Source organism: Streptomyces gelaticus (genome assembly GCF_014649535.1).
GTDB classification, from domain to species: domain Bacteria; phylum Actinomycetota; class Actinomycetes; order Streptomycetales; family Streptomycetaceae; genus Streptomyces; species Streptomyces gelaticus.
Map to the genome: position 1 here is coordinate 92,030 of NZ_BMTF01000014.1, position 24,232 is coordinate 116,261.

General features: G+C 70.1%; 20 protein-coding genes and 3 pseudogenes. 12 read left to right on the forward strand and 11 right to left on the reverse strand.

Annotated elements, in window-relative coordinates; genetic code table 11:
- Positions 1–169: 169 nt before the first annotated feature.
- A complete protein-coding gene (locus tag IE107_RS20670; RefSeq protein WP_189545313.1) occupies positions 170–1,219 on the reverse strand; it encodes a LacI family DNA-binding transcriptional regulator in 1,050 nt (349 codons plus the stop codon).
- Positions 1,220–1,344: 125 nt separating this feature from the next.
- Here IE107_RS20670 and IE107_RS20675 point away from each other — a divergent pair, with 125 nt between their 5' ends.
- Entirely contained in the window at positions 1,345–3,468 is a 2,124-nt protein-coding gene (locus IE107_RS20675; RefSeq protein WP_189545314.1) for an amylo-alpha-1,6-glucosidase, read from the forward strand.
- A gap of 85 nt (positions 3,469–3,553) precedes the next feature.
- Here the strand turns inward: IE107_RS20675 and IE107_RS20680 are convergent, their stop codons facing one another.
- Entirely contained in the window at positions 3,554–4,669 is a 1,116-nt protein-coding gene (locus IE107_RS20680) for an AI-2E family transporter (RefSeq protein WP_189545394.1), read from the reverse strand.
- 708 nt (positions 4,670–5,377) lie between these two features.
- Here IE107_RS20680 and IE107_RS20685 point away from each other — a divergent pair.
- On the forward strand, positions 5,378–6,640 hold the full coding sequence (locus tag IE107_RS20685; RefSeq protein WP_189545315.1) for a phosphatase PAP2 family protein: 1,263 nt from the start codon (positions 5,378–5,380) through the stop codon (positions 6,638–6,640).
- A 611-nt stretch (positions 6,641–7,251) separates the two neighbouring features.
- On the opposite strand, the gene IE107_RS20690 is transcribed toward IE107_RS20685, so the two are convergent.
- Positions 7,252–8,133 (reverse strand): alpha/beta fold hydrolase, encoded by an 882-nt coding sequence (locus tag IE107_RS20690; RefSeq protein WP_189545395.1) that lies wholly within the window; start codon positions 8,131–8,133, stop codon positions 7,252–7,254.
- Between the two features lie 513 nt (positions 8,134–8,646).
- On the opposite strand from IE107_RS20690, the gene IE107_RS20695 reads away from it, so the two are divergent.
- Complete coding sequence (locus IE107_RS20695; protein ID WP_189545316.1) at positions 8,647–9,603, forward strand: hypothetical protein; 957 nt, start codon at positions 8,647–8,649, stop codon at positions 9,601–9,603.
- A 14-nt stretch (positions 9,604–9,617) separates the two neighbouring features.
- Here IE107_RS20695 and IE107_RS20700 read toward each other — a convergent pair whose 3' ends face one another.
- From IE107_RS20700 to IE107_RS35125, 3 genes and pseudogenes are all read right to left on the reverse strand, one after another.
- Positions 9,618–10,163: a TetR/AcrR family transcriptional regulator gene (locus IE107_RS20700; RefSeq protein WP_189545317.1), complete on the reverse strand. Its 546-nt coding sequence runs from the start codon at positions 10,161–10,163 to the stop codon at positions 9,618–9,620.
- A 10-nt stretch (positions 10,164–10,173) separates the two neighbouring features.
- Positions 10,174–10,752: a sugar O-acetyltransferase gene (locus IE107_RS20705; protein WP_189545318.1), complete on the reverse strand. Its 579-nt coding sequence runs from the start codon at positions 10,750–10,752 to the stop codon at positions 10,174–10,176.
- 62 nt (positions 10,753–10,814) lie between these two features.
- A pseudogene (locus IE107_RS35125) lies at positions 10,815–11,128 on the reverse strand (LysR family transcriptional regulator); the annotation flags it as partial.
- Between the two features lie 39 nt (positions 11,129–11,167).
- On the opposite strand from IE107_RS35125, the pseudogene IE107_RS20710 reads away from it, so the two are divergent.
- Positions 11,168–11,979, forward strand: a pseudogene (locus tag IE107_RS20710) (EamA family transporter).
- 137 nt (positions 11,980–12,116) lie between these two features.
- Here IE107_RS20710 and IE107_RS20715 read toward each other — a convergent pair.
- The gene (locus tag IE107_RS20715) at positions 12,117–12,605 is read right to left on the reverse strand and encodes an LGFP repeat-containing protein (RefSeq protein WP_229867129.1); all 489 of its coding nucleotides are present in this window, start codon (positions 12,603–12,605) and stop codon (positions 12,117–12,119) included.
- 535 nt (positions 12,606–13,140) lie between these two features.
- On the opposite strand from IE107_RS20715, the gene IE107_RS20720 reads away from it, so the two are divergent.
- Positions 13,141–14,085, forward strand: coding sequence for an N-acetylmuramoyl-L-alanine amidase (locus IE107_RS20720; RefSeq protein ID WP_189545320.1), 945 nt, complete (start codon positions 13,141–13,143; stop codon positions 14,083–14,085).
- Between the two features lie 108 nt (positions 14,086–14,193).
- Here IE107_RS20720 and IE107_RS20725 read toward each other — a convergent pair whose 3' ends face one another.
- Positions 14,194–14,733 carry a CGNR zinc finger domain-containing protein gene (locus IE107_RS20725; protein WP_189545321.1) on the reverse strand — a complete coding sequence of 180 codons (540 nt, stop codon included), beginning with the start codon at positions 14,731–14,733 and terminating at the stop codon, positions 14,194–14,196.
- Positions 14,734–14,928: 195 nt separating this feature from the next.
- Here IE107_RS20725 and IE107_RS20730 point away from each other — a divergent pair, with 195 nt between their 5' ends.
- Together IE107_RS20730 and IE107_RS20735 are read left to right on the forward strand one after the other, a co-directional pair.
- Positions 14,929–16,515, forward strand: coding sequence for an FAD-dependent monooxygenase (locus IE107_RS20730; RefSeq protein ID WP_189545322.1), 1,587 nt, complete (start codon positions 14,929–14,931; stop codon positions 16,513–16,515).
- Between the two features lie 233 nt (positions 16,516–16,748).
- Positions 16,749–17,825, forward strand: a complete 1,077-nt coding sequence (locus IE107_RS20735) for a protein kinase family protein (RefSeq protein WP_189545323.1) — start codon at positions 16,749–16,751, stop codon at positions 17,823–17,825.
- 428 nt (positions 17,826–18,253) lie between these two features.
- On the opposite strand, the gene IE107_RS20740 is transcribed toward IE107_RS20735, so the two are convergent.
- Entirely contained in the window at positions 18,254–18,712 is a 459-nt protein-coding gene (locus IE107_RS20740) for a PaaI family thioesterase (RefSeq protein WP_189545324.1), read from the reverse strand.
- 44 nt (positions 18,713–18,756) lie between these two features.
- Positions 18,757–19,353, reverse strand: a pseudogene (locus IE107_RS20745) (LysE family translocator); the annotation flags it as partial.
- Between the two features lie 102 nt (positions 19,354–19,455).
- On the opposite strand from IE107_RS20745, the gene IE107_RS20750 reads away from it, so the two are divergent.
- From IE107_RS20750 to IE107_RS20765, 4 genes are all read left to right on the forward strand, one after another.
- Positions 19,456–20,490, forward strand: coding sequence for a hypothetical protein (locus IE107_RS20750; RefSeq protein WP_189545325.1), 1,035 nt, complete (start codon positions 19,456–19,458; stop codon positions 20,488–20,490).
- Positions 20,491–20,630: 140 nt separating this feature from the next.
- Positions 20,631–21,251: a dihydrofolate reductase family protein gene (locus IE107_RS20755; RefSeq protein ID WP_189545326.1), complete on the forward strand. Its 621-nt coding sequence runs from the start codon at positions 20,631–20,633 to the stop codon at positions 21,249–21,251.
- A gap of 449 nt (positions 21,252–21,700) precedes the next feature.
- Positions 21,701–22,054 carry a hypothetical protein gene (locus IE107_RS20760; protein ID WP_189545327.1) on the forward strand — a complete coding sequence of 118 codons (354 nt, stop codon included), beginning with the start codon at positions 21,701–21,703 and terminating at the stop codon, positions 22,052–22,054.
- Between the two features lie 88 nt (positions 22,055–22,142).
- Positions 22,143–22,670, forward strand: a complete 528-nt coding sequence (locus IE107_RS20765) for a GNAT family N-acetyltransferase (RefSeq protein WP_229867136.1) — start codon at positions 22,143–22,145, stop codon at positions 22,668–22,670.
- Positions 22,671–22,693: 23 nt separating this feature from the next.
- On the opposite strand, the gene IE107_RS20770 is transcribed toward IE107_RS20765, so the two are convergent.
- Positions 22,694–23,272 (reverse strand): hypothetical protein, encoded by a 579-nt coding sequence (locus IE107_RS20770; protein WP_189545328.1) that lies wholly within the window; start codon positions 23,270–23,272, stop codon positions 22,694–22,696.
- A 697-nt stretch (positions 23,273–23,969) separates the two neighbouring features.
- Here IE107_RS20770 and IE107_RS35135 point away from each other — a divergent pair.
- Positions 23,970–24,227: a hypothetical protein gene (locus tag IE107_RS35135; RefSeq protein WP_229867130.1), complete on the forward strand. Its 258-nt coding sequence runs from the start codon at positions 23,970–23,972 to the stop codon at positions 24,225–24,227.
- The last annotated feature ends 5 nt before the right edge of the window (positions 24,228–24,232 follow it).

A 24,232-nucleotide genomic window follows, 5' to 3' on the forward strand; every position in this document is an offset into this window, starting at 1 on the left:
TCCAGGAGGGGTGGGGCTTGCGGCTCAGCGGCCCGGAAAGGGCACGCTGTGAATCGGTGGCCCGTGGAACGGGCGCGCGGGGGTGGTGGTTCGGTGGAACGGGCGCCGGGGGGTGGTTCGGGGGGACGGCGCGCGAGGGTGACGGGTCAGCAGATCGGCGCGAGGGGGCTCAGTCGTCCGACGCGGACGTGCTGTCACGTACGACGAGGGCCGGTTCGAGCAGGACACGCTCGGGTGGGGCTCCGGCCCGTGACATCCGGGCCAGCAGGAGCCGGACGCATTCGCGGCCCACGGCTTCCAGCGGCTGGGCGATGCTGGAGAGTCCGGGAGACAGGAGCTCCGCCATGGGGTTGTCGTCGAAACCGACGACGGCGACGTCGGTGCCCGGCAGGAGCCGTCGCTCGCGCAGAGCGTGATAGCAGCCCAGCGCGAGCATGTCGCTGGCGGCGACCACGGCCGTCGCGCCCGCGTCCAGCAGTGGTCCGACGGCGGCCTGTGCCGAGCCGATGTCGTCGACGCTCTGCGCCCGCCGGCCACGCACCGGAAGACCGTGCCGTTGCATGGCGCGCTGCCAGCCCTCGGCGCGGTCGTCGCCGGCGCCCGAACCGCGCGGCCAGCCGAGGAACGCGATTCTGCGATGGCCCAGACCCACCAGGTGCTCGACCGCGGCGTCCGTGCCCGAGGCGCCGTCCACATCGACCCAGTCGCCGATCTGCCGGCCGGACCACATCCGGCCGAAGGCCACGAACGGCACACCGCGCTTCTCCAGCCAGGCCTGTCGCCGGTCGCCCCGTTCGGTGCCGCTCAGCACGAAACCGTCCACGCTGTGGAGGTCGAGGAGCTCCTCGTAGCCGTCGAGCCCCGCGCTGTCGGGAGGTGTGGCGAAGAGCAGGATCCGGTAGCCGGCCTCGGCGGCGGTCTGGGACAGGGCGTGCAGGAACCGGTCCATGACCGGGGCCGAGACGCCCGGGGCGGTGGGGCGGATGCCGTAGCCGATGAGCTTGCTGGAGCGGGTACGCAGGGTCTGCGCCGCCCGGTGCGGACGGTAGCCCAGTTCGTCGATGGTGCGCAGGACGCGGTCCAGGGTCTCCGGACGCAGCAGTTCGGGCGAGTTGAGCGCATTCGACACCGTCTGCGGAGATACTCCGGCCCGCTGCGCGACCGTGGCCAGGGTCACCGAAGCGGCCTTGGTCGTGGGGGTGTTGGAGGAGCGGGGCATGAGGGTCTCCGGAACCGGTTGTGCGAATGGACGAGTTCATTGGAGCGTTCCAAAATCGTTGTCAACGCCCTGAGGTCGTCGTTAGGGTTCTTGGAACGCTCCAATGCCTGAGAGGTTCTGCTCTTTTGGACACCACTGTCAAGACCCACGACATAACGAACTCCGAGACGGGGGCAGGCCCGTCGGCGGGAGGTCTCCAGCCGTTCCTGCATGACGCCTGTGTGACGCTGTACGCGCCGAGCTTCGTGATCTCGCGCGCGGACGGGCAGATCGACGGTGCCGCCGACGGCTTCTACCACGGCGACAGCAGAGCGCTCGCCCGCCTGACCGTCGCGGCGGACGGCGTCGTCCTCGCCCCGGTGGCCGGAGGGCCGGAGGGAGCGGACCGGGCGGCCTTCCGCGGTGTGCTGCGCGGCCTCGGCGAGGACACGCCGGACCCGGCGGTCACCCTGCACCGGCGCCGGCACCTGGCTCCCGGGCGCCTGGAGGAGGTCATCGAAGTCGCCAACGCGGGGCGGCAGCACGTCGGTGTCCGGTTGATCGTCACCGCGGGGACGGACCTCGCCCCGATCGAGCGCGTCAAGTCCGGGCACGCGCAGAGCCCGGTGGCCGCCACCGCCGCCGGGCGCGGCCTCTGCTGGTCCCGGGACACCTTCGCCGTACGTCTCACCGGTTCACCGGAGCCCGCTGCCGTCGACCCGGCCACCGGACGGCTGGAGTACGAGATCGAGCTCGCTCCCGGCGCCTCGTGGACCGCCGAACTGCGCTGCGAGGCGGCGCATGAGGACGGTGACCAGTTCCCCGCGCCTGCTGCGGACAGCCTGCCCTGGCGCACGCCTCGGCTGCGCAGCGCGGACCGGCGCTTCGACCACTGGCTGAGCCGGTCCGCGGCCGACCTCGACCGGTTGCGGCTCACCGATCCGGCGAACCCGGCCGATCAGTTCCTGGCTGCCGGAGCCCCGTGGTTCCTCACCCTCTTCGGCCGCGACTCCCTCTGGGCGGCCCGCATGCTGCTGCCGCTGGGCACCGGGCTCGCCGCCGGTACGCTGCGCGTCCTGGCCCGCAGACAGGGCACGAAGTCCGACCCGGGCACCGAGGAACAGCCGGGCAAGATCCTGCACGAAGTGCGCCGCGCCACCCAGGACTTCAACGAGAACTTCTCCCTGCCTCCCTGCTACTACGGCACGGTCGACGCCACCCCGCTCTGGATCACCCTGCTGCACGATTCCTGGCGCTGGGGTCTGGCGCCCGAACAGGTCGAGCAACTCCTGCCGCACGCGGAGTCCGCCCTCGCCTGGATGCGCGACCACGGCGACGCGGACGGGGACGGGTTCCTGAAGTACATCGACCACACCGGCCGGGGCCTGGCCAACCAGGGCTGGAAGGACTCGGGCGACTCCATCCGCTACGGCGACGGGCGCATCGCGGCTTCCCCGATCGCGCTCTGCGAGGTCCAGGCGTACGCGTACGAGGCTGCCCGGGGCGGTGCCGATCTGCTGCGCGCCTTCGACCGCCCCGGCGCCGACCGGTGGGAGGAGTGGGCCGAGCGGCTCCGCGAACGGTTCCGCCGCCACTTCTGGGTGGAGGACGAGCGGGGACCGTACCCGGCCGTGGCACTCGACGGGGACGGGAGGCCGGTGGACTCGGTCACGTCGGGCTTCGGACACCTGCTGGGCACGGGGCTGCTCGACCATGAGGAAAGCGCCTTGCTGGCCGCCAGGCTCAGCGCACCCGACCTCGACTCGGGCCATGGTCTGCGGACGCTGAGCAGCCACTCCGTGGCGTACAACCCGTACGGCTACCACATCGGTTCCATCTGGCCGCACGACACGGCCATCGCCGTGCACGGCCTGGTCAGGGCCGGGTTCCCGCAAGAGGCCGCGTCGCTGTCCGAGGGACTGCTGACCTCGTCGGCGGCCTTCGACGGCAGGCTTCCCGAACTGTTCGCCGGCCATGGATCGGCGACCGGCACCCGTCCGTCGCCCTATCCCGCGTCCTGCCGCCCGCAGGCGTGGGCGGCGGCCTCGTCCGTGATGGTCCTCCAGTCGGTACTGGGGCTCTCGGCCGATGTCCCCGGCGGAACGCTCACGGTCGCGCCCGGATTCGCGGAGGCATACCGGCCGCTGAAGGTCGAGAGGTTGGACATCGCGGGCGAGCGACTGGACATCACCGTCGATGCCGACGGCTCGGCGCACGTCGAGGCACCGAAGGGCCTGCTGGTGAGGAGGCAGCACCTGACACCTCGCTGACGCAAGCCGGTGCGCCCGCTCCGCAGTACCCCGGCGGGACCGGAGCGGGCAGGGCGGTGTCCCGCCTCTCCTCTGCACAGGCCACTCATCCCTGCGCGGGCACTGTTTCACCTGCCCGGCGCAGTGCCTGACGGACCGACCAGAGGACTGACACCAGTGGTACGGCCACCACCGCTCCGAGCACTCCCGCCGCGATCGCGCCGCCGATCACCGAGAGCGCGACCACGACCGGGTGGAGCCGGACCGCCCAGCCCATCACGAGCGGGTGGAGCAGATGGCCTTCGATCTGGCCGATGACCACGACCAGGACGAGGACGACGGCCGCCACGACCGGGCCTTTCGCCGCCAGCGCTACCACGGCCGCGATCGCGAGGGCGATCGGCGATCCGATCAACGGGACGAAGGCGGCGAAGAACTCCAGCAGCGCCAGTGGCAGAGCCAGCGGCACTCCGAGGGCGAACAGTCCCAGTCCCACGAATACGGCGTTGGTCCCCGCCACCAGGATGATGCCGCGGGTGTAGCCGGTGAAGGTACGCCAGGCGGCCCGGCCCGCGATCGCCACCCGGTCCTGGACCTTTTCCGGAAGCTGTTCGCAGAACCAGTCCCACTGCCGGTCGCCCGAGTGCATGAAGAAGACCGAGCAGAACAGCGCCAGTACGAGCACCGTCACCGCCTCGACCAGTCGGCCCACTCCGCTGACGGCCGTGCTGATGAGGGTGGAGCGATGGCTCGACAGGTACTGCCCGATCTTCGTCTGGAGGTCGTCGAGGGTCTTCGGGTCCAGCCGGAACGGCGGCCCTTCGAGCCAGTGCTCGATTCTGCCCAGGCCGTCACTGAACTCCCGTTCCAGCCCGGCACGTTCTCCGGCGACCGCCTCGCCGACGAGTGTCAGTACGCCCAGGACGAGCGCGATACTGCCGAGCAGTGCCACGGCGACGGCGAGCGGACGCGGCATCGGACGGGCCAGCAGATCCGCGATCGGGCGCAGCACCGCGGTCGTGACCAGGCCGAGGAAGACGGCTACCGCCAGCTCGTGGAACCGCCCCAGCGCCGCGAAGAGCGCGTACACGACGGCCCCCACCGCGAGGATCCGCCAGGCATAGGCGGCGGCCGTCTGGAGCGTGGGGTTGACGTGTGGCGTGTACTGCGGGCCGGGCGGCGGCTGTCGCGCACCCGGGTCTCGGGCCGCGGGGCCGGTCATACCGCGCAGCGCCCGGCGTGACGCGGCGCGGATCCGGTGCCGTCGCCCTTCGGGTGGTGCGCCGGGGTCCGTGTGGTCGCGCTGCGGATACGAGGGCCTGGGCATTCCCTGCTGGTACCAGGAGATTCCACATCTTTCCGGGCACTCGGGCCGACATGCGCAGGATGTCACCCCACGGGCGGAGCCTCCGGTCGCCGGAAGCCCCGCCCCGCGAGTTTCCGGCTTGCTTCCTGCCGCGGCCCCGGCGTCGTCACCGGGAGAAATCCGCTTGCGACATCCGGCAAGGGTTTTCGAGGCAAGCCATTCCCCCTTGCCCTGGCCGCCGGTTCACGGCCTCCGCACTCATCTCCGAGCCGCCGGGCCGCTCATGACGCCTTCAATGCCGCCGGGCGTTCAAGGGCTCGACGGCCATTGCCGAGGCGCTGAACAACAGGGGTCGGGCCGACGGACCTTCGCACCATCCATGACCAGCAAACCCACTCACACCACTCCGATAGCATGTTCGAACTCACGACGAGCACCCTAATCGCCCGTCATTCACCGGAAATCCATGCGATCCGGCACGAAGAGTGACCCATTCAGCCAACATCTAACAAATCGGCCAGACAATTGATACCTAGAGCATCGCGGGTGTTTTCGCGAATAGACCGCAAAACCATCTTCGCCGCGTGGCGTCAACCACGGGCGATACTGTGGACCGCGGCGGCGGTGGTGACCCTCGGATTCCTGGTCGCACTGGAAATCGCCGCGCGTCACTACGGCCTACCGGGGCCGATGACCACCCAGGCACAAGAGGTGATAGTCGCCCCCAAATCGGGTTTCCTGCTGTACGCCAGCATGGGCCTGACGATGGTGGTGCTCACCTGGCGGCAACGGTTCATCGCGACCGGTGTCGCGATCGGCATCGACCTCGTCATCTTTCTGGTGCGATGGGCGACTGACACCCGGGTGACCGAAGGCCACCCCTTCGGCAACGGTGCGCTGTGGGTGATTCTGGGCTGTGCCGTCATCGCCGTCACGCGCCGCACGGGCTCGGAGCGCCTCCTGCTCCTGAAGGGTGTCGGCCTGGGCCTGCTGCTGGTGGCCGGCCGCAAGACCGGCGACACCTGGCTCCTCATCACATCGAAGACCCGCACCCAGGTGCTCGACCAGTACGTGGCGACCGCCGATCACGCGCTGGGCAATCCGTCGTGGCTGGTGGGCCGGCTCGTCAATTCCACCGGTCCGATCGGCGCCCATCTCCTCGACTACGTCTACGCCCAGCTCGCGGTGGCCGCGGTCGTCGTCACGGTCTACCAGCTGCGCAAGGTGGCGGTGGAGCGCCGCTTCCCGGGCCATCACCTGGTGCGCACCTTCCTGGTCATCGGCCTGCTCGGGCCGGGCATCTACATGATCTTCCCGGTGGTCGGGCCGATCTTCGCCTACGGCGCCGACGGCGGGCATTGGGCGGTGGCCGACCTGTGGCCGAACACGCCGCCGCCGATCGGCACCCCGCACCACATGCCGTTCGACGAGATCACCCCGCGCAACTGCATGCCCAGCCTGCACACCGCATGGGCCACCGCGATCTTCATCCATTCCCGCAAGGGGCCGCGGTTCCTGCAAATCGCCGGCGCGTTCTGGCTGATCGCCACACTCGCCGCGACGCTGGGCTTCGGCTACCACTACGGCGCGGACATCGTCGCCGGAGTGGTGTTCACGCTCACGATCGAGACGGCACTGCGCTCGTTCGATCGCGACTGGGACCGGGCAGGAATCCAGCTGGTCGCCTACGGCACAGTGGTCTTCGCCGCACTCCTGGTGTCCTACCGCTATCTGTCGGTGCAGATGGCCGAATATCCGTGGGTGTTCGGACCACTGGTCATTCTGGCGATGGTCTCGGTGATCTACGGCTACGTACGCACCACCAGGCGGTGGGAACCGAAGGACGCACCGGCGCAGCAGCCTGAGCCGCAACCCGAACTGGTCTGAATCGTGTGGCACCAGGAGGGACACGCATCCCCGGCGCGAACCGGGTGAGCCCCTCCCGTCCTGATCGATCCGGCCCCCGCAGGCCGCAGCGTCGGCCTGCGGGGGCCGGATCGACGGGGACGCCGCGCCACCGGCCAGCGGCTCATTCGGGCCGGGGACGTTCGGGACTGCTGCGACGCCGCGATCACGCGAGGCCGCGCCGGGCCACGCCGGGATGCTCCCGCCTGCGCACTCCGGTCCCGTTGCCCCGGCCCAGCCGGGCAGGTCGCCGTCGCCGCCGAGGCCGACAGCCATGCGACGCAGGACGTTGATCCTCCCCGGGTCACCGGCGATGTGGTTCAGCGTCCACCATGAGGCTGTGTGAGATCCTCGACCGCCAACTGCGCGCGGCAAGGCACCGACGACCAGGCGGCACGCCTCACCGGTCCACGCACCGACCAGCTGGGCCGCCGGCTCTTCCCGTGAGTACTCCCTTCAACGTCACGTTCATGCACCTCCCGTGAACGACAACGATCCACAGAACGCGATCAACGCAGAGCCTCAAGTCGACTTCACATCAAGGAGGGTTGGTCGACCGGCTCGCGGCCGAACCCCTCGGGGGCCCGGCCGCATCAGCCGGTGTGCGAGACCAAAGCGTCGATGATCTCGCCCCACACTTCGCGGGGGCGGTCGTGCCCCATGTCGGCGATCAGCAAGAGCTTCGCTCCGGGTACGAGTTGGGCGGTACGCCTCCCACCACTGGGGTCGGTCAGGATGTCGTCCAGACCATGAATCACCAGCGTCGGAACGCGCAGCTCGCGAAGCGCGTCGGCGCGCGAGCCGCTGAGGATCACCGCTGCGAGCTGCCGCCCGCTTCCGGCCGGGTAGTAGGCACGGTCGTAACTCTCGGCAGCCAGCCCACGAAGGAGCGCCGCACTGCCGTACCGCTTCGAGCCCCACACCAGGTCCTTTTCCGCTGCTGCGATGTACCCCTCGCGATCCGCCGGCTTCGGGCTGAGGAGCACTGCTTGGGCCTCGGGGCTGCTCCGGCCGTATTCCGGCTCACCGGTCGAGGACATCATCGACGTCAGGGTCAGTACACGAGCCGGATGGCTGATGGCCATCGTCTGAGCGATCACGCCACCCATCGAGGACCCGACCACGTGGGCCCGTTCGATCCCGAGCGCGGTGAGCAGACCGAGGCCGTCGTCGGCCATGTCCTGCAGGGTGTAGGGCGCCATCGCGAGGGCGGACGAGATGTCCCCCGAACTCACGGCGCTGGTGAACCGGTCCACGTCGACGGGGTGATCGTCAAATTTGGTGGACAGCCCGCAGTCGCGGTTGTCGTACCGGATCACATGGCGTCCACGTTCTGCGAGTGCACGGCAGAAGTCCTCGTGCCAGGCGATCAGCTGAGCGCCGAAACCCGTCACGAGCAGGACAGCCGGATCAGACGGATCACCGAACGTCTCGTACTCGATAAACACTCCGGGCGAGGCTTCGGCAATCGGCATGCTGAGAGTGTCCCAGCAACGGCCGTCCTCCCGCATCGGGATTGTCGACGCTTGACCTTCGCGTTCGGCAGCGGCAGGTGCGACCCGCCACTGCTGAGCCCGGATCCGCGGGACGACACAAGGAGTGCGAGCCTCACTCGGAGCACTTGCCCCGTGTGCGGAGCGCCGCCTCCAGGCGGGCAATGTCCGCGGCATCCTTGGTTCGTCGCCCGCCCACCGCGAAGCCCCACCGGGGCTCCAAGGGCCCCGGAAATCTCCACCGGCTCGGCGATCAGGCGGAGTTGTCGATCCGCACGTCCCGTATCCACATCCACGGCAATGCGGTCTCTCCGCAACGACCGTGCCCAGCACATCATTTACCCCCGCGGAGAAGAGAGCGGGTCTGCGGGCGCGTCCGCCTGGATGACGAGACTCGGCTCCGCCGCGCGGCGGAGGTGGACGCTCCCGGTGGCCGACGCACCCGGGCGGGTCGACGTCCCATGCTGGGGTCGCTGCCGAAGAGGGGACATCCAAGTGACGCGCCGGGACAGGGTCGGGCGATACGGAGGGTACGGAGCAGCGCTCGCGCTGACGCCCTATTTGCTGATCAAGGTGTCGTGGGTCGTCGGCTCGCTGCTCGGCCTCGCGCCGGTCGGGAAGGGATTCGGTCTGGCCGGTTGGGTACTGCTCAATGCGGTGACCATCGGCATGGCGGGGGTCGGGATCGCGATGTCGCTCGCCCTGGTGCGTCCCTGGGGCATGCGGATTCCGGGGTGGTTGGTGGCCTTCTGTACATGGACGGGGGCAGGGTTCCTCGTCTCGGTCCTGCCGTACGCCGTGCTCAGCACGGTGCTCGATGCCGGGCAAGGGGGCGCGGCCGGCGGCGGGGGCGACGACCCTGCCATGCCCGGCTGGGAGAGTGCGCTGGTCCAGTTCGGCTTCATCGGGACGGGGTTGGGCCTGGCACTCGCGCTCCCCGCCTACCTGCGGCGGCGTCGGCCGGATGCCTTCACGGGACGGACCGGGGGTGGCGAAGCAACCGCCGCACCATGGGCGGCCGTCGTCGCGGCGGTCGTCGGCCTTGTCCGGCTGTACTGGGCAGTCGGTGGCACCGCCGGACTCTCGAACCCGTCCGAACGGGACATCGATTGGCATCTGCTGACGGGACTGGGAGCGCTCTGGGCGCTCGCCGGTGCCGCCGCTCTCCGGATGCTCGGCCGCAAGCATTCTGCCCCCGTGTGCAGACGAATCCTGTCGGCACTCGTCTGGCTCGGGTCGGGCTCGCTCTTCGCGTGGAGCGCCTGGAAGCTGCCCCTCACCCTGTTCGTCGCCCTCGCTCACCCTGCCGACACCACCCTGCCGGAAAGCCTCGCGGTTGCCGCGGTGTTGCATCTCGCAGCCGTCGTGGCGGGGGTCGGCATGCTGGGACCGCTCATCGGCTCACACCGACGCGGATCCACCGAGCCCGGCGCTGCCCGCCCTCATCCCTAGCAGTCGAAGGGCGGCTACGCCGCTGTGGTGATACGGGTGACGGCCAGGCGCGTCAGCTCGCGATCGAGGGGGGTGTCGTCGAGGGCTCGATGCAGGGTCAACCCCTCGATCAGCGCGTCGACTTGGCGCGCGGTGACGGCGTCGAAGTGCCGTTCGAGGATGCCACGGCTTCGCCGCATCCACGTCTGGCACAGCTGCCGGTACTCCGGGCGACGGGCGGCGAGGGTATAGAGCTCCTGGGTGAGGATGAGGTCGCGGCGGGGTCCCTCGGAGAGCGTATGGATGACGTCGGTGACGGCTTCACGGGCTTCTTCGAGGCTGTCGGCTTGGCCGAGACGGACGTCGAAAGCGGCCACGATCTGGTCGACGAACCCGGTGAAGGCCTCGCGCAGCAGCTCGTCGATGCCGGAGAAGTGGTACGTCATCGAGCCGAGCGGCACACCCGCGCGCACGGCGATCTTGCGGTGGGAGACTCCTGCGACGCCTTCGTCGGCGATGAGGTCGAGCGTGGCGGCGAGAATCCGTTCGCGTCGCTGCGGGTCGGTACGTCCGGTGGCCATGCGAGCGCCGTCAGAGTTCGCGGACGACGCGGGCGGGGTTGCCGACGGCGACGGCGTTCGCAGGGATGTCCTTGACGACCACCGCGCCGGCACCGATCACCGAGTTGTCGCCGATCGTCACCCCCGGGCACACGATGACGCCGCCGCCGAGCCAGACGTTGTCACCGATGATGGGGAGCGCCGCCTCCAGCTTGTCCCGGCGCGGCTGCGGCTCCACGGGATGGGTGGGCGTGAGCAACTGGACGTTCGGGCCGATCTGGCAGTGCTCGCCGATGACGATCTGCGCGACGTCCAGGGCGGTCAGGTTGAAGTTGATGAAGGTTTCGGACCCGATGGTGATGTTGCTGCCGTAGTCGACAAAGAGCGGTGGCCGCACGTCGACGCCGTCCCCCACGGAGCCGAGCAGCTCGGCGAGGAGCGGCCGGGCCGTTTCGGCGTCCTCGATGTAGGCCGTCTGGTAGCGGAAGGTGAGCTGCATCGCCTGCCGCTGGCGCCGGGCGATCTCCGGGTCATCGGCGATGTAGAGGTCGCCCGCGAGCATCCGCTCCAGGTTGGTGCGCGAATCGTCAGCGAAGTAGTCCGTCGGCATGCGTACGCTGAAGCGTACGATCGTACGCTCCTGGGAGTGCATGCGCGCGAGCGCGGGGCTCTTCGGCCCTCGCGGTAGAGACTCGCAGCAAGGGCGATCACTGCGTAAGTTGCGGGGTGGGTGGTGTGGGCGCGCCAGATGAGACGGACGGGTACCGGCTCGGCGCCACGGAGAGGGCGGTAGGTGATGCCGTCGCGACGGTACTGGGCGGCGGTGGCCCGGGGGTCAGTCCGATGCAGCGGCCGGTGGTGATCGCGGCCAGCCAGTCGTCGATGTCGTGGGTGTACTCGACGGCGGGCCGGTCCTCCTCGGGCCAGAGGTCCAAGGCGGTGGTGCCGGTTAGGCGGTCGATGGCCAGGGTGCGGGCGGGGATCTCACTTCCCCGGGCGAGGGGCGCGGGGCCGGGGTGGCACTGATGCTGGGCAGTGGCCTGGCCAACCAGACGGGGGCCTCGATCGCGGCGCTGGCGTTCCCGGTGATCGGGCCCGTCGGGGTCGTGGCGGTCCGCCAGTGGGTGGCCGCCGTCGTGCTCGGAACCGTCGGCCGGCCGCGGCTGCGGCGGTTGACCGCGGCACAGTGGCGTCCTGTGCTGGGCCTCGCGCTGGTGTTCGCGGGGATGAACCTGTCCCTGTACACGGCGATCGAGCGGATCGGGCTCGGGCTGGCCGTCACGCTGGAGTTCCTGGGCCCGCTGACCGTGGCCCTGGCAGGTTCGCGGCGCCGTATCGACCTGGTTGCCGCGGTGGCGGCTGCGGGTGCGGTGGCGGTGCTCACGCGTCCCGCGCCGTCCACCGACTGTCCGGGCATCGGCCTGGCTCTGCTGGCCGCGACGTGCTGGGCGTGCTACATCCTGCTCAACCGGACTGTCGGGGCCCGGCTGCCCGGCCTGGTGGCTCGGCCGCCGCGGCGGCGGTGTCCGGCACCCTGTACCTGCCGGTCGGCGCGTGGGTGCTGTGGCACCACCCGCCCACGGCCGCGGCGCTGAGCTGTGCGCTGGCGGCCGGGGTGCTCTCCTCCGCAGTGCCGTCCCTGGCCGACCTGCTGGCCCTGCGCCGCGTTCCGGCGCACTTCTTCGGTGTGTTCATGAGCGTGAACCCGGTCTTCGCGGCCCTGGCCGGTATCGCCGTCCTCGGGCAACGGCTCGACGCGCTTTCCTGGCTCGCCATCGCCGTGATCGTCGGTGCGAACACCGCCGTGGTCTCCGCCTCATGGCGGCCGGCGACGTGAAGGGCCTCATCGGGTGTCCGACGGGAGCGCCCCGGCCCCGCACGGCCCGGCCGCGTCCCGGCCGAGCCGTGCGGGCGGCGTCGCGGCCCGGGGCAGTTGTGGCGCCCCGACGGCCCGCGACCGCCGGATCCGCGGTGTCAGACGCAGGTGTTGCCGTCCGACCACGTCTTCGTCGCCCCTCCGGGAAGAGCCTTGAAGTGAACCACCGCGCACTCGAAGTTCTGACGGATCTCGTCGCCCACCGTGTACTCGTAGGAGGTGGGGTAGCGCGGCCAGCCCGCCTCGCAGCCCTCGTCGCACCACCAGACACCGATCTCTCCCCAGACCGGGAAGGCTCCGCTGCGCGGAGACCAGTAGATCGTCCCGTGCTCGAACTGCATGCGCCGGCCCACCCCGTCGGGGTTCACCAACTCGTCGGTGAGGGAGCACCCGAGAGCCCCACCGGGACCGCCCATGTGGCTGTAGGTCCGGCCGATCTCACCTCCGACCTCGCGGTCGCACTGCGGGACGGCCCCCGCGGGCGACGCCGCCGACACGATGACCACGCTCACCAACAGGGCCAGCACGCCCAGTACGGCGGTGATCCGGCCTTGAATCTCTCGCCGGACGACTGCACCAGCATTCATTTCGCGTCCGCCTTCCTTCTTCCGGAGACTGATTGAGCAGTCGGCAGCCACCGGACATTCACCGGACGTCACAAGTGAACGGCGGGCCCGGGACGATGCCGGACCCGCCCCCGGCTCCGGACGGCAGCCTCCTACGCCACGATCAACGCCCTGGACACCGAAGGGTGACGGCCCATCCGCCGGACATACAAGATCAACTACTATCGCCCCCAGCGACTCCTCGCCGACAACGATGGGAGCCCGCATCGGCTTGCACTGCTGACAGGTCGTACACACTGCTGGCCACTCGGCCGAGTCCGGGTGTCGCCACAGGGGTATGGAACTCCTATGAACCGGACGTCACCGCAACCCGCCGCTCATGCAGGCGGAAGGCGGCGAACGGTACGAAGTACAAGGTGTCGAAGGCGGACAGCATGCGGCGCAGTCCGGAGTCGTGGGTGGAAGCGGTCGAGTCGATCGACGGCGGCACGAACAACGGTTTCCCCGGCAAGGGCCGCCGCAACGCCTCGTACACCTCGGGCTGAAAGGGAAACGAATGGCTACTCCTCTGTCCGCCTCTGCGGTCCTCAAGGCGCTGCGCGCCGAGGGCGTGCGCGTGGTCGAGGTCGGCAACTGGCGTACCCACAACCGCAACTCGAAGGGCCCCTGGGGCCCGGTCAACGGCAGCATCGTGCATCACACCGTGACCAAGGGCACCGCAGCGACGGTCCGGATCGTCCGCGACGGCTATCCCGAGCTGCCCGGTCCGCTGTGCCACGGGATGATCGCGAAGAACGGTCAGGTGCACATGGTCGGCTGGGGCCGCGCGAATCACGCCGGTGGTGGTGACCCCAAGGTGCTGGAGCAGGTCATAGCCGAGTCGTACGGCACGCGGCCGACTCCGCCCACTCGCGGCAACAGCAACGGGGTCGACGGCAACGCGCGGTTCTACGGGTGGGAGTGCGAGAACCTCGGCGACGGCAAAGATCCCTGGCCGGCCGCGCAGTACGACGCGATCGTCCGCGTCCAGGCAGCGCTGTGCCGGGCGCACAAATGGTCGGCGAAGTCCGTGATCGGGCACCTGGAGTGGTCGAACGACAAGATCGACCCCCGTGGTTTCACCATGGCCAAGCTCCGTGCCGACATATCCGAGCGACTCAAGCACCCCGCGAGCTGGAACCCCGGCTCCGACCACGAGGAGGACCCCATGGCTGGAATCACCAAGCGCGACATCTTCGACGCCGTGTGGAAGACCGACGCGATCGGCGGCCCGACGGACGCGGCGGACCATGCGACGAACCCGACATGGCAGCCGCAGTCCATCCTGAAGGACATGCAGGCCCGTATCCGGTCCATGGACAAGCGGATGGCCGCTCAGACCGCCGCGATCACCGCGCTCGCCGGTCACGTCGGCACGGGCGCCGACTCCGAGACCATCGTCGCCGCGGTCAAGGCCGCGATCGACCGGGCCGTCGCCGACGGCGGTACCGAAGGGGCCTGACGCTCACCACGACGCTCCAGCCGGGCCTCGGTTCGACGAACTCTCGTCGAACCGGGGCCCGGTGGCGTGTCCGGGACCCCAGGGCTGGCGCCCGCGATCACGGCGGCCCTACCTGCCCCGCTGGGCTCGGTGCGAGGCCACCCGGACCCGGGTTGCGCAGCGGGGGGTGCAGTAGCGCTGGGGGGTGCGACGGCCGGTGTCGATGAAGTAGTGGTCGCAGTCGGGTGCGGCACACTGCCCCCAGGCGCACCGGCCCCGTTCGCTGAGCCAGAGCCCGAGGGCCAGGGCGGTGGTGGACAGCAGCCAGTGAACCGGGTCGGCGCCCTGGGGCGCCCTGTTGTGCAGGGACCAGGGGCGCCCGGGGAGGCGCACCAAGCGGGGCCGGGCAGGGTGTTCGTCGAGGAGGGCGTTGATCGCCTCGGCGGCCCGGTCCTCGTCGTGCATGGCCAGGATGCCGGTCAGTCGGGCGGTCGCTTCGCGCAGCCGTCGCGCGTCGGCCTCGGTGAGAGAGAACAATGGCCCGCCATGCCGCTCCAGGAGGGCTTGGAGCGCTGCCGCGTTCACTTCGGCGTCGTCCTGGACGGTGTTGGCCAGTTCGGCGATGAAGTGGAGGCCGCGGGGGTTGGCCCCGGCCAGGTCCTCGGTCATGGGCTTCGCCCTCTCCAGGTGGCTTCGTTCCGCGGGTGACACTCCCTCCATGGTAACGTCAAAATAAGAAAATGAGCGTTACGGCTGGTGGTTGCCGGATCCGGCCGCTCCCGATCCACGACGCCGAGCAGTCGGCCGGTCCGTCTCGCAGCAGGCCGCTCCGACATCGGCCGCGTACCGCCCCATGGAGAGCACATGCATTTTCCGACGACTACTTCCGTACTCATCGTGGGTGGTGGACCAGGGGGTCTGACCCTGTCGAACCTGTTGTCGCGGTACGGCGTGGACCACCTGCTGATCGAAGCCCGTCCGGACACCTCCCGACATCCCAAGGCCCGCGGGGTCTCCGCCCGCTCGATGGAGATCTTCCGGCGCTGCGGGCTCGAAGGCGCGGTCCGCGCCGCCGGACTTCCGGCCTCCCAGGTCTTCTTCTACCGGGGCAGGGATCTGGTCGACCCGGACTTCGTGCGCAGCGGCGTCACCCACGACGCGTCGGGCGGCGCCGTGAACACACCCTCGCCGGGGGTGATCTGTTCCCAGGACGCGCTGGAGCCGGTCCTGTTGCGGCGGGCCCGTGAGTCGGCGGCCGACCGGATCCGGTTCGGCGTGCGTCTGCTGTCCTTCACCGAGGACGACGAAGGCGTGCGCGCCGTACTGGAGGACAGCGCCGGCGGCGAGCAGCACACGGTGCGTGCCGGGTGGCTCGTCGGCTGCGACGGTGCCGCGAGTACGGTCCGTTCGGGTGCGGGCGTAGGGATGGAGGGCCCGACGGGCCTGGGCCACTTTCTGAGTGTGCGCTTCGAGGCGCCGCTCGGTGAGGTGGTGGCCGACCGGGCGAGCGCCTCCTACTTCCTCGCCCCACCCGGCCGGGGCGGCTTCATGGCGGTGGACAACGACCGTCACTGGATCTACCAGTACCCCTTCGACCCCGATCACCGGCGCGGGGACGAGGACCTCACCGACCAGCGGTACCTTGAGGACCTCGTCCGGGCCGCGGCCGGCATCCCGGACCTGGAGGTGGCTGTCCGTGACACCATGGTCTGGCGCATGGACGCCCGACTGGCGTCCGCCTACCGCAGCGGACGCATCCTGCTGGCCGGAGACGCCGCCCACGTCATCCCTCCGACCGGCGGGCACGGCATGAACACGGGGATCGGCGACGTGGACAACCTTGCCTGGAAACTCGCCGCCGTCACGGCCGGCCGCGCCACCGCGGCACTGTTGGACACCTACCAGGCCGAACGCCGCCCGGTGGCCCGGCAGGTCATCGATCTGTCCGCCGAGAACGCCCGTGCCCGCGCCGGCTACCGCATCGACGACGAACTGCTGCTCACCGCCGCCTACAGCTCCGCTGCGGTCGTCCCCGGCCCCGACGACCCCGACGCGCCCACCCGGCCACCGCTGGACATCTCCGGCTACCACCCGAACGGCGCCCCGGGACGCCGCGTCCCGCACACACCGCTCGGCGGACCGCCCGGGATCACTTCCACCCTGGATCTCATCGGCCCCGGCTTCACCCTCATCACCGCAGCGGACACCCCGGCCTGGCGGCAGCAGGCCGACGCCGCGGCAGCAGCAGGCTTCCCCATGACCGTCCACCGACTCGGCAGCGGCCGGCTGCGCGAGGAACACCCCGGATCCTTCAACCGTTTGTGCGCCCTGTCCGCAGCCGGAGCCGTTCTGGTCCGCCCCGACGGACACATCGCCTGGCGCGCCGCCTCCCCGTCCGCCGAACCGGATCTCCTTCGCGCCGTCCGGAGCATCCTCACCGGCGTCCGGTAGACCCGACCACGCAAGGAAGTCAGGGCGAGGCGGCGTGGGCAGTCATGACGCGTCAACCCTGTGAACATCCGGCCCGCGGCACCGACGAAGTCTATGAGGCGCCCGACGAACGGCTGCCCGATCGCAGTGGCGACCCAGAGCAGGTGAGCCGGCCGCCGCCGATAGGATCGGCCCCACTCACGGATCAGCGGCATCGTCGGTTGCGCATCGGGTCGGGCATTGAGGAGTCGTTCATGGATCATTCGGGCCCGCAGCATGCCGCACGTCTGGCCGCCTACGGATCCGTTTCCACGCACCTGTCGTTGCTGAGCGACCGCCGACTCGGCGAGGCCGTGGCCGCGGCCACCCCTCTCGGATCCGGCATCGGAGGCCGGTCCGCCGAGCTGGAGGTCGGTGGGACCCGGGTCTTCGTCAAACGGATCCCCCTGACGGATGTCGAGATGCGGCCGGAGAACGTACGGTCGACGGCCAATGTCTTCGGGCTGCCGACGTTCTATCAGTACGGGGCGGGTTCAACCGGCTTCGGGGCCTGGCGCGAGCTGGCCGCGCACACGATGACCACGGGCTGGGTCATCGGCGGCGAGCACGAAAGCTTTCCGATGATGTTTCACTGGCGAGTCCTGCCGGACTCCCCTCCCCCGGGTGTCGCCGACGAGTTCGGGGGCGTCGACGGGGCGGTCGCGTACTGGGAAGGCTCGTCGGCCGTGCGTGGGCGGCTGGAGGCCATCGGCCGCTCCTCCTCCAGTCTCGTGGTGTTCCTGGAACACCTGCCGCAGACGCTCGCCGCGTGGCTCGGCGACCGGAGGGAGGCCGCGGCCGAAGGCGGGTACGGCCCGGGGTACGCGTGGGCGGAGGAAACCCTGCTGCGCGGAGCCGACTTCATGAGATCCCGAGGGCTCGTCCACTTCGACGCCCACTTCGACAACGTGTTGACCGACGGCAGACTGGTCTACTTCGCGGACTTCGGTCTCGCCCTGAGCTCGGAGTTCGAACTCTCGCGGATCGAGGCCGGGTTCCTCTCCGACCATCTCGCGTACGACCGCCACTACATCGCCAGCCATCTGCTCCGCCACCATCTGCCCGACGGTCTGCGCGGCAACGTGGACCACGAGTCGTTCCTGCACAACTGGATCGCGGGCGAAAGGCCCGAGAGGACACCGCCCGCGATCGCCGCGATCACCGACCGGCATGCCCGGACCTCCGTGGTCCTCGACGGGTTCCACCGCCGCCTGCTCTCCGAGAGCAAGCGGACACCGTATCCGGCCGACCAGATCGAGCAGGCCGGGCAAGGAGGCCGTTCGGCGGATTAGAACCTGTCCGGAGGGCGGGACCTGCTTTCACGGCCCTGCGAAACGCATCGGCCCGCACTGCACCGTGCGGGCCGATGCGCGTTCCTCACCTGGGTTCGTCGCTTCGTCCTGGTCCTCACGGAGGAGGACGAACCCTACGACCCGCTCATCAAGGGCTAGTTCGGGCTCACCTCAGCGACAGCCCTTCCGTCACGAGTCGCTCCCGCCCCGTGTCGGCGCGGCTCCGACATCGTCCGGCCGCGCGGACGGCGGACGCGCAGCGACCCGGCCGCGACCGGGATGTGGTGAGCGTCGGCGTGCTGGACGATCGAGCCGTTTCCGAGCATGGTCATGACCGGGCTGCTGCCCGTGCAACAGGACGATGCGGGCCTCGGGGGAAGGAGCTCGCTGCAACCATCTCGTCCAGGCCGGCAGCGACGGCTGCGGGGTCACTCCGCGGGCCTGTTCACCCGGAACAAAGTCTGCTGCCCGTTGGCGACGAGCTGCCGTTCGCCGTCGTCCCGAACTCCGTACACCTCCAACTGGCATACGGTCAGGGTGCGTCCGGGCTTCAGGACGGTCCCGATCGCTTCGATGCGGTCGCCGACGGCGGGCGCAAGGAGGTTGATCTTGTACTCGACGGTGAGGACGTCGGACTCCTCGGGGAACAGGGTGAGCGCCGCGTAGCCGCCGGCACTGTCCGCGACGGCGCTGGTGGCACCCGCGTGGACATAGCCGTTCTGCTGGGTCACCTCGGGGCGGGCCGGGAGCTCGATGTGCACCCGGCCGGGGCCGATGCGGGTTATACGTGCGCCGAGGTGGGTCATGAGGCCCTGACGGTCGAAGCTCTCCCGGACGCGCTTGCAGACCTCGGGGCTCGCCTGTTCCTGCTGTGTCCGGTCTCCCATGTGCTCTCCTTCATGGCGTACGGGGTGAAGCGGGTCCGCCAGCCGGCCAGACGTTCCACCAGCAGGAACCCGCCGATGACGATCATCATGGCACCGGAGGCCCGGGGGACGGCCCGGGCAGCCGAGGGTCTGGTCCTGAGGACCGTACGGGCCAGGGCGCCGACGGTAGACCAGGGCGCAGGCCGTCATGTGGAGGGTGCCGAACAGTCCGGTCTGGGCGGCGACGGGCCAGCCGTGAGCGGTGTCGATGAACTGCGGGAACAACGAGAAGTACAGCAGCAGCGCCTTGGGGTTCAGGCCGCTGATACCGGCTCCCTTGAGCGTGATCTGCAAGCGGGAGGAGCCCATGGCCTCCTCCGAGGCCGCCGGCGCACCGGCTGCCTCAGCACGCCCCAGCCCAGCCGGACCAAGTAGCCGGCACCGGCGACGGTCAGGACGGTGAGCACGGTGGGCGAGCTCGCCACGATCACCACCAGGCCCGCGACAGCGAGGAGCGTGTACCCGGCGTATCCGGTTATCAGCCCGGCGACCGCCGGGACGACCGACCGGTCCCGCAGTCCGGCGGAGATCGCATAGGCCCAGTCCGCGCCGGGGGTGAACACCAGCAGCAGGTCCACAGCCAGGGAGGCCGCCAGTGTCATGGTGAATGGGGGAGCGGCCGTACTGCCGGCGAACAGCAGCAGTGGAAGGGCGGCACAGGGGTGCCAAGTCGTCGAGGATGCCGGGTGTTTAGGGTCGACCCCATGACGAGGACCACACCGCCGCGCCCGCTGGACGTCGAAGCGCTCTTCCCGGAGCTCGCCGCGTACCGGGGCACCACCACCCGGCTGCACCCGAGGCCGGGGACTCCGGGCGTGTCGGCCAGTTCCGTGGGTGGGCCGATGCTGTGGCCGGCGGACGAGCCGTGGCCAGTGTGCACCGACGCCCACGGTCGCGGGCATGGCCGCCGTCCTGCGGACGTACACCGGGAACGAGAGGTCCTGGCACGCGCGTGGGCCCGCGAACCGCTCTCGGGCCCCACCGAGGAGGATCTGCGGCTCCTGGACGAGCTGGGCCGCGAACACCGGGTCCTGGGCATCCACGAGACCGATCCGCTGCCGCTGATCGGCCTGGCGCAGCTCTACCGGCGCGACGTCCCCGACCTGCCGGCCGGCCCGGACGGATGCGACCTCCTCCAGTTGTTCTGGTGCCCGTTCGATGCGCACGGCCCGAGCGGGCACGGCCTGCTGCTCCACCCGCGCTGGCGCAGGTCGGCGGAGGTCGGCGAAGTACTGGAGATACCCCCGCAGCCGCAGGTCGTCGGCTTCGTGGGCTATGTACCGGAGCCTTGTGTGCTGCGACCGGAGCAGGTGGTCACGTACCCGTTCGCCGGTCTCCTGTCCGAGGAGCTGTGCGCACGGATCGACGCCTGGGAGGAAGCCCTTGAGGAGGCGGCCGAGCAGCAGGAGGGCGACGGGGACGCGGACGAGCCGATCTGCTACCAGTACGACCTGTCCATCCCGCCCGGCTGGCGCGTCGGCGGATTCGCGTCCTGGCACGCGACCGACCCCTTCCCCATGGACTGCCCGGCCTGCGCGACGCCCATGCGGCTGCTGCTGACCATCGACAGCTCCGAGTGGGACGGCGGCAGCGGGAGCTGGAAACCACTGGAAGAAGGAGACTTGCCCGCGTTCCTGTCCGCCAGGCCCACCGAGGTCGTCGTGGGCCGCGCCGGCGAACTCAACGTCTTCGCCTGCCCCACCGATCCCGGCCACCCGCACCGCTGGAGCATCCAGTAACCCGTCACGCCGATCCGGATCCGGTTCGGTTCCGCCGTTCGCTCGGTGATGCACTCGGTTCCGGGCTGCGGCACGCACACCGGCCACCCGGCCACCCGCCGATTTGCCACCACTGCCGCTCGATCAACGAAAGGTCATCCATGCGCAAGCTCGTGTACTACATCGCGTCCACCCTCGACGGATTCATCGCCGGACCGGACGGTTCCGACCCCACCGGCCCGGACGGCTTCTGGCCGATCCCCGAGGAGTACGTTCAGCACCTCATCACCGAGTACCCGGAGACCCTGCCCGGCCCGGCCCGGGCCGCGCTGTCCGTCACTGCCGACGGTACGCATTTCGACACCGTCCTCGAAGGACGGCGCTCCTACGAGATCGGCCTCCGGGCCGGAGTGACCGATGCCTACCCGCACCTGCGCCACCTGGTGTTCTCGCGGACACTGAGCGAGAGCCCGGACCCGGCCGTGGAAATGGTTGCCGACGATCCGGTGTCGACCGTACGGGAGTTGAAGCAGCAGGACGGCAAGGACATCTGGCTGATCGGCGGGGCCGAGCTCGCCGGCGCGCTGTACTCCGAGATCGACGGACTGATCGTCAAGCTGAGCCCGATGACCATCGGCACCGGGATCCCGCTCTTCTCCGACAAGGCGGCATTCGACCCGCGCGGCTGGGACCTCACCGACCACACCGTCCTGAAGTGCGGGGCCGCCTTCCTCACGTACTCCCGCAAGGCCGCCACCCCGCCTCGGCCCAGCACGTCGTGACGAGCGGCACGAATCCGCGCCGCCCTGGCCGGGACGCCACCATGTAGCCCGTTGTCCTTCCCCCGGAGGCAGACGCCGCAGGCGGCTCGGGCCGCACACCGGCGAACAGGTCGTCCTCGGGGAGACTTCCACCTGGGAGCGAGCCAGGTGGAAGTCCTCGGTGGGCCCGGACCTCGCGTTCGGCGCCGCGGTCGTCAAGCATGATTCGGGCGTCGAATGCGGCGTTCGGGTCGCTCTGCGTGGCATGGGTGAGCACGGCCCAGCGACGGTTACGCCATCTGCGGGGACGCGAAGTCGGACTCAGCAGGCACACGCCGTACCCGCCCGCCGGTCCGGGTGCCGCTGCCGGGTACGCAAACGCCGTGGCCCGCAGACGTACCGTGCGGGTATCGTCCACTCCTCCAACCAGCCGCTACGGCGGCCTTCTCCGACATTCAGCGAGCGATTCCATGACCAGCCGGCAAGCGACGACAACCCTGTGGCGCCCGACCGGCCCCGAGGAGCTGGATCTGGTTCGGGAACTGAACTGGCGTGCCTGGCCGCCTCGCCTTCCCGAGCAGCCCATCTTCTATCCGGTCCTCAACGAGGACTACGCAATCAGGATCGCGAGGGACTGGAACGTGAAGCACGACGGCGCCGGGTTCGTCACGCGATTCGAGGTCGAATCGGAGTTCCTGCGCCGCTACCCCGTCCAGCAGGCCGGCGGGCGCACGATCCTCGAACTCTGGGTTCCGGCCGAGGAGCTCGACGATTTCAACGCCCATATCGTCGGTGAGATCCAGGTGGTCCACACATTCCGCTGAGCAGCACCGGTCCGGGTGCGATGCCCCTGCACGGTTCGTCAGGTCGGCGACAGTACATGGGCCGTGCAAGGATCACGGCGTGAAAGACGTGAACGATCTGCGCTTCCGCCTCGCCGACGAAACCGACCTCTCCGCTCTCGTCCGCCTGCGCGACGAGGCAGCCCGCTGGATGCTCGCCCAGGGCGTCACCGGCCAGTGGCGGCCGGGCGAGTTGGGCGAGGACCACTTCCGCCGGGTCATGGCGAGCGGCGAGGTCTGGATCGCCGAGACCCATGGCCGCGTGGCCGGGGCCTGGGAGCTGTGGTGGGCGGACGAGGACGCCTGGGGTCCGCAGCCGCCGGTGGCCGGATATGTGCACCGGCTGATGGTGGACCGCGGCACCGCCCGGCCGGGGGCGGGGCGGCTGCTGCTCCGGGCTGCGGAGCGCCGTGTGGCCGCGGCGGGACGGGCGTTCGTCCGGCTGGACTGCCTGGCCGGGAACACACGGCTGAACGCCTACTACGCGGACGACGGCTACCGGCTCGTCAGCCACAAGACAGGCAAGCAACAGCCGGGCGGTGTACCCAAGTCGTTCGCGCTCCTCGAGAAGTCCCTGCGGACCGGTCTCGAGGGCTGAGCGACCACGCTCTCGCACGCCGGTCAGCGGCGGAGTGCATAACGGGTCAGACGGGAGCGGGCGGTCCGCCTGCTGACGCCGAGCCCCTGGGCGACGGTGTCCCACTCCGGCCCGTCCACGCCGTCGACGTTGTACACGGCATCCGCCGCCAGGCGCTGGGTGAGGCGTTCCAAGGTGGCGGCGGCCCGGAGCGCGGCCAGTGGTTCGTCTTCGATCAGGACGGTGAAGCGTGTTTCGAGCTGGTCGAAGAGAGCATTGACGTCTGCGGGTACGGGGACGGCGCGGGCCTGCACATCGGCCATGTGGGCGTCCCAGTCGCCCTCCGGGCCGCTGGTGTCGTACAGAAACGGGCGCCGCCGGTCGACGGCCTCCCAGTCCACTGGGTATCGCGGGGTGCCGCGCCAGCCGCACGAGCACGCAGCGCGCATCTCGGTGGCGAGCGGCGCTCTGAGGGTCCCGTCGTAGATCCACCAATCAGTGCTCTGGTGCACCGTCGGGCCGCTCCCGGCGTCGAAGTACACCGGGCCCGGCTCGGTGCCGTCGGCCAGGAGGACACCGGGCCGGCCCTCGTGGTCGGCGCCGAACTCCTCGAACTCCCACATGCCGAACTCCTCCCCCACCGGGACTCCGGTGAGTCTCGAAGGCCGGCCCGGACGACGCATCCGAAGCGCCGCTCCGCTCGCGGACCGGCCGTCAGGCCACCACCCTGCCCGAGCGCGGTGAGGCCTGGCGGGCGAATACCCGAATCGGTGAATATGCCGAGTGGAATTGACGCCGGGCGAAGAGTCGCGTCCCGGGTCAATCCGTGGCCGAGGGCTTGTCCGCACGGTCCGTGCGGGACCAGATGAACCCCTCCCGCTGTTCGATGCTCAGCACTCACCTGGGCGCCCGGCGCGGTGCCCCATGTGATCCGCGCCGGTGGCGGCCCCGTCATCAACACGGCGTCCGTGGCCGTACTCGTCGGCGACGTCGTGCAGACCTCCTACGGCGCCGTCAAGCCGCGGTGGCCGGCATCACGAAGTCGATCGCCTTCCGATAAGGGCTGCAGAACGGGCGCTGCAACGCCGTCGCACCCGGTGCGGTCATGACGCCCGCTCCGGGGAACGACATCCCGGGTCCCACTACCTCACCGGCCAACTCCTCGTCGCCGACGGCAGCATGAGTATGCAGTCCTCCGCCGCCCCCGGGCGGCGCGCCACGCGTCCCGGAACGGCTCGATAGAATCGCAGCCGGTCGTGCTGCTGTGCCCTGTCGTTTGTGGCCGTTCGTTGCTGTTGAAGGATGCTGCTGGGGAATGGGATGGCTGTCGAGATAGACCTGCCGCTCGGCGAGAACGCCGGTGCCGGTTCCGGTGGCGATTCCGATCCCCATGCCCATGCCCATGCCCATGCCCATGCCACCAGGCTCGCCGCCGAGCTGACCGAGCTGGGGAACGCACGCTTCCTGCGGGCGGCACTGCCCGATGCGGCACGCTTCCACCACCGCAGCACCGACCGGCTCACCGGTTGGCCGACAGCCTCTCGGGAAGGCGGCGAGCCCGCCTCCAGCCTCCTGTAGCGCGC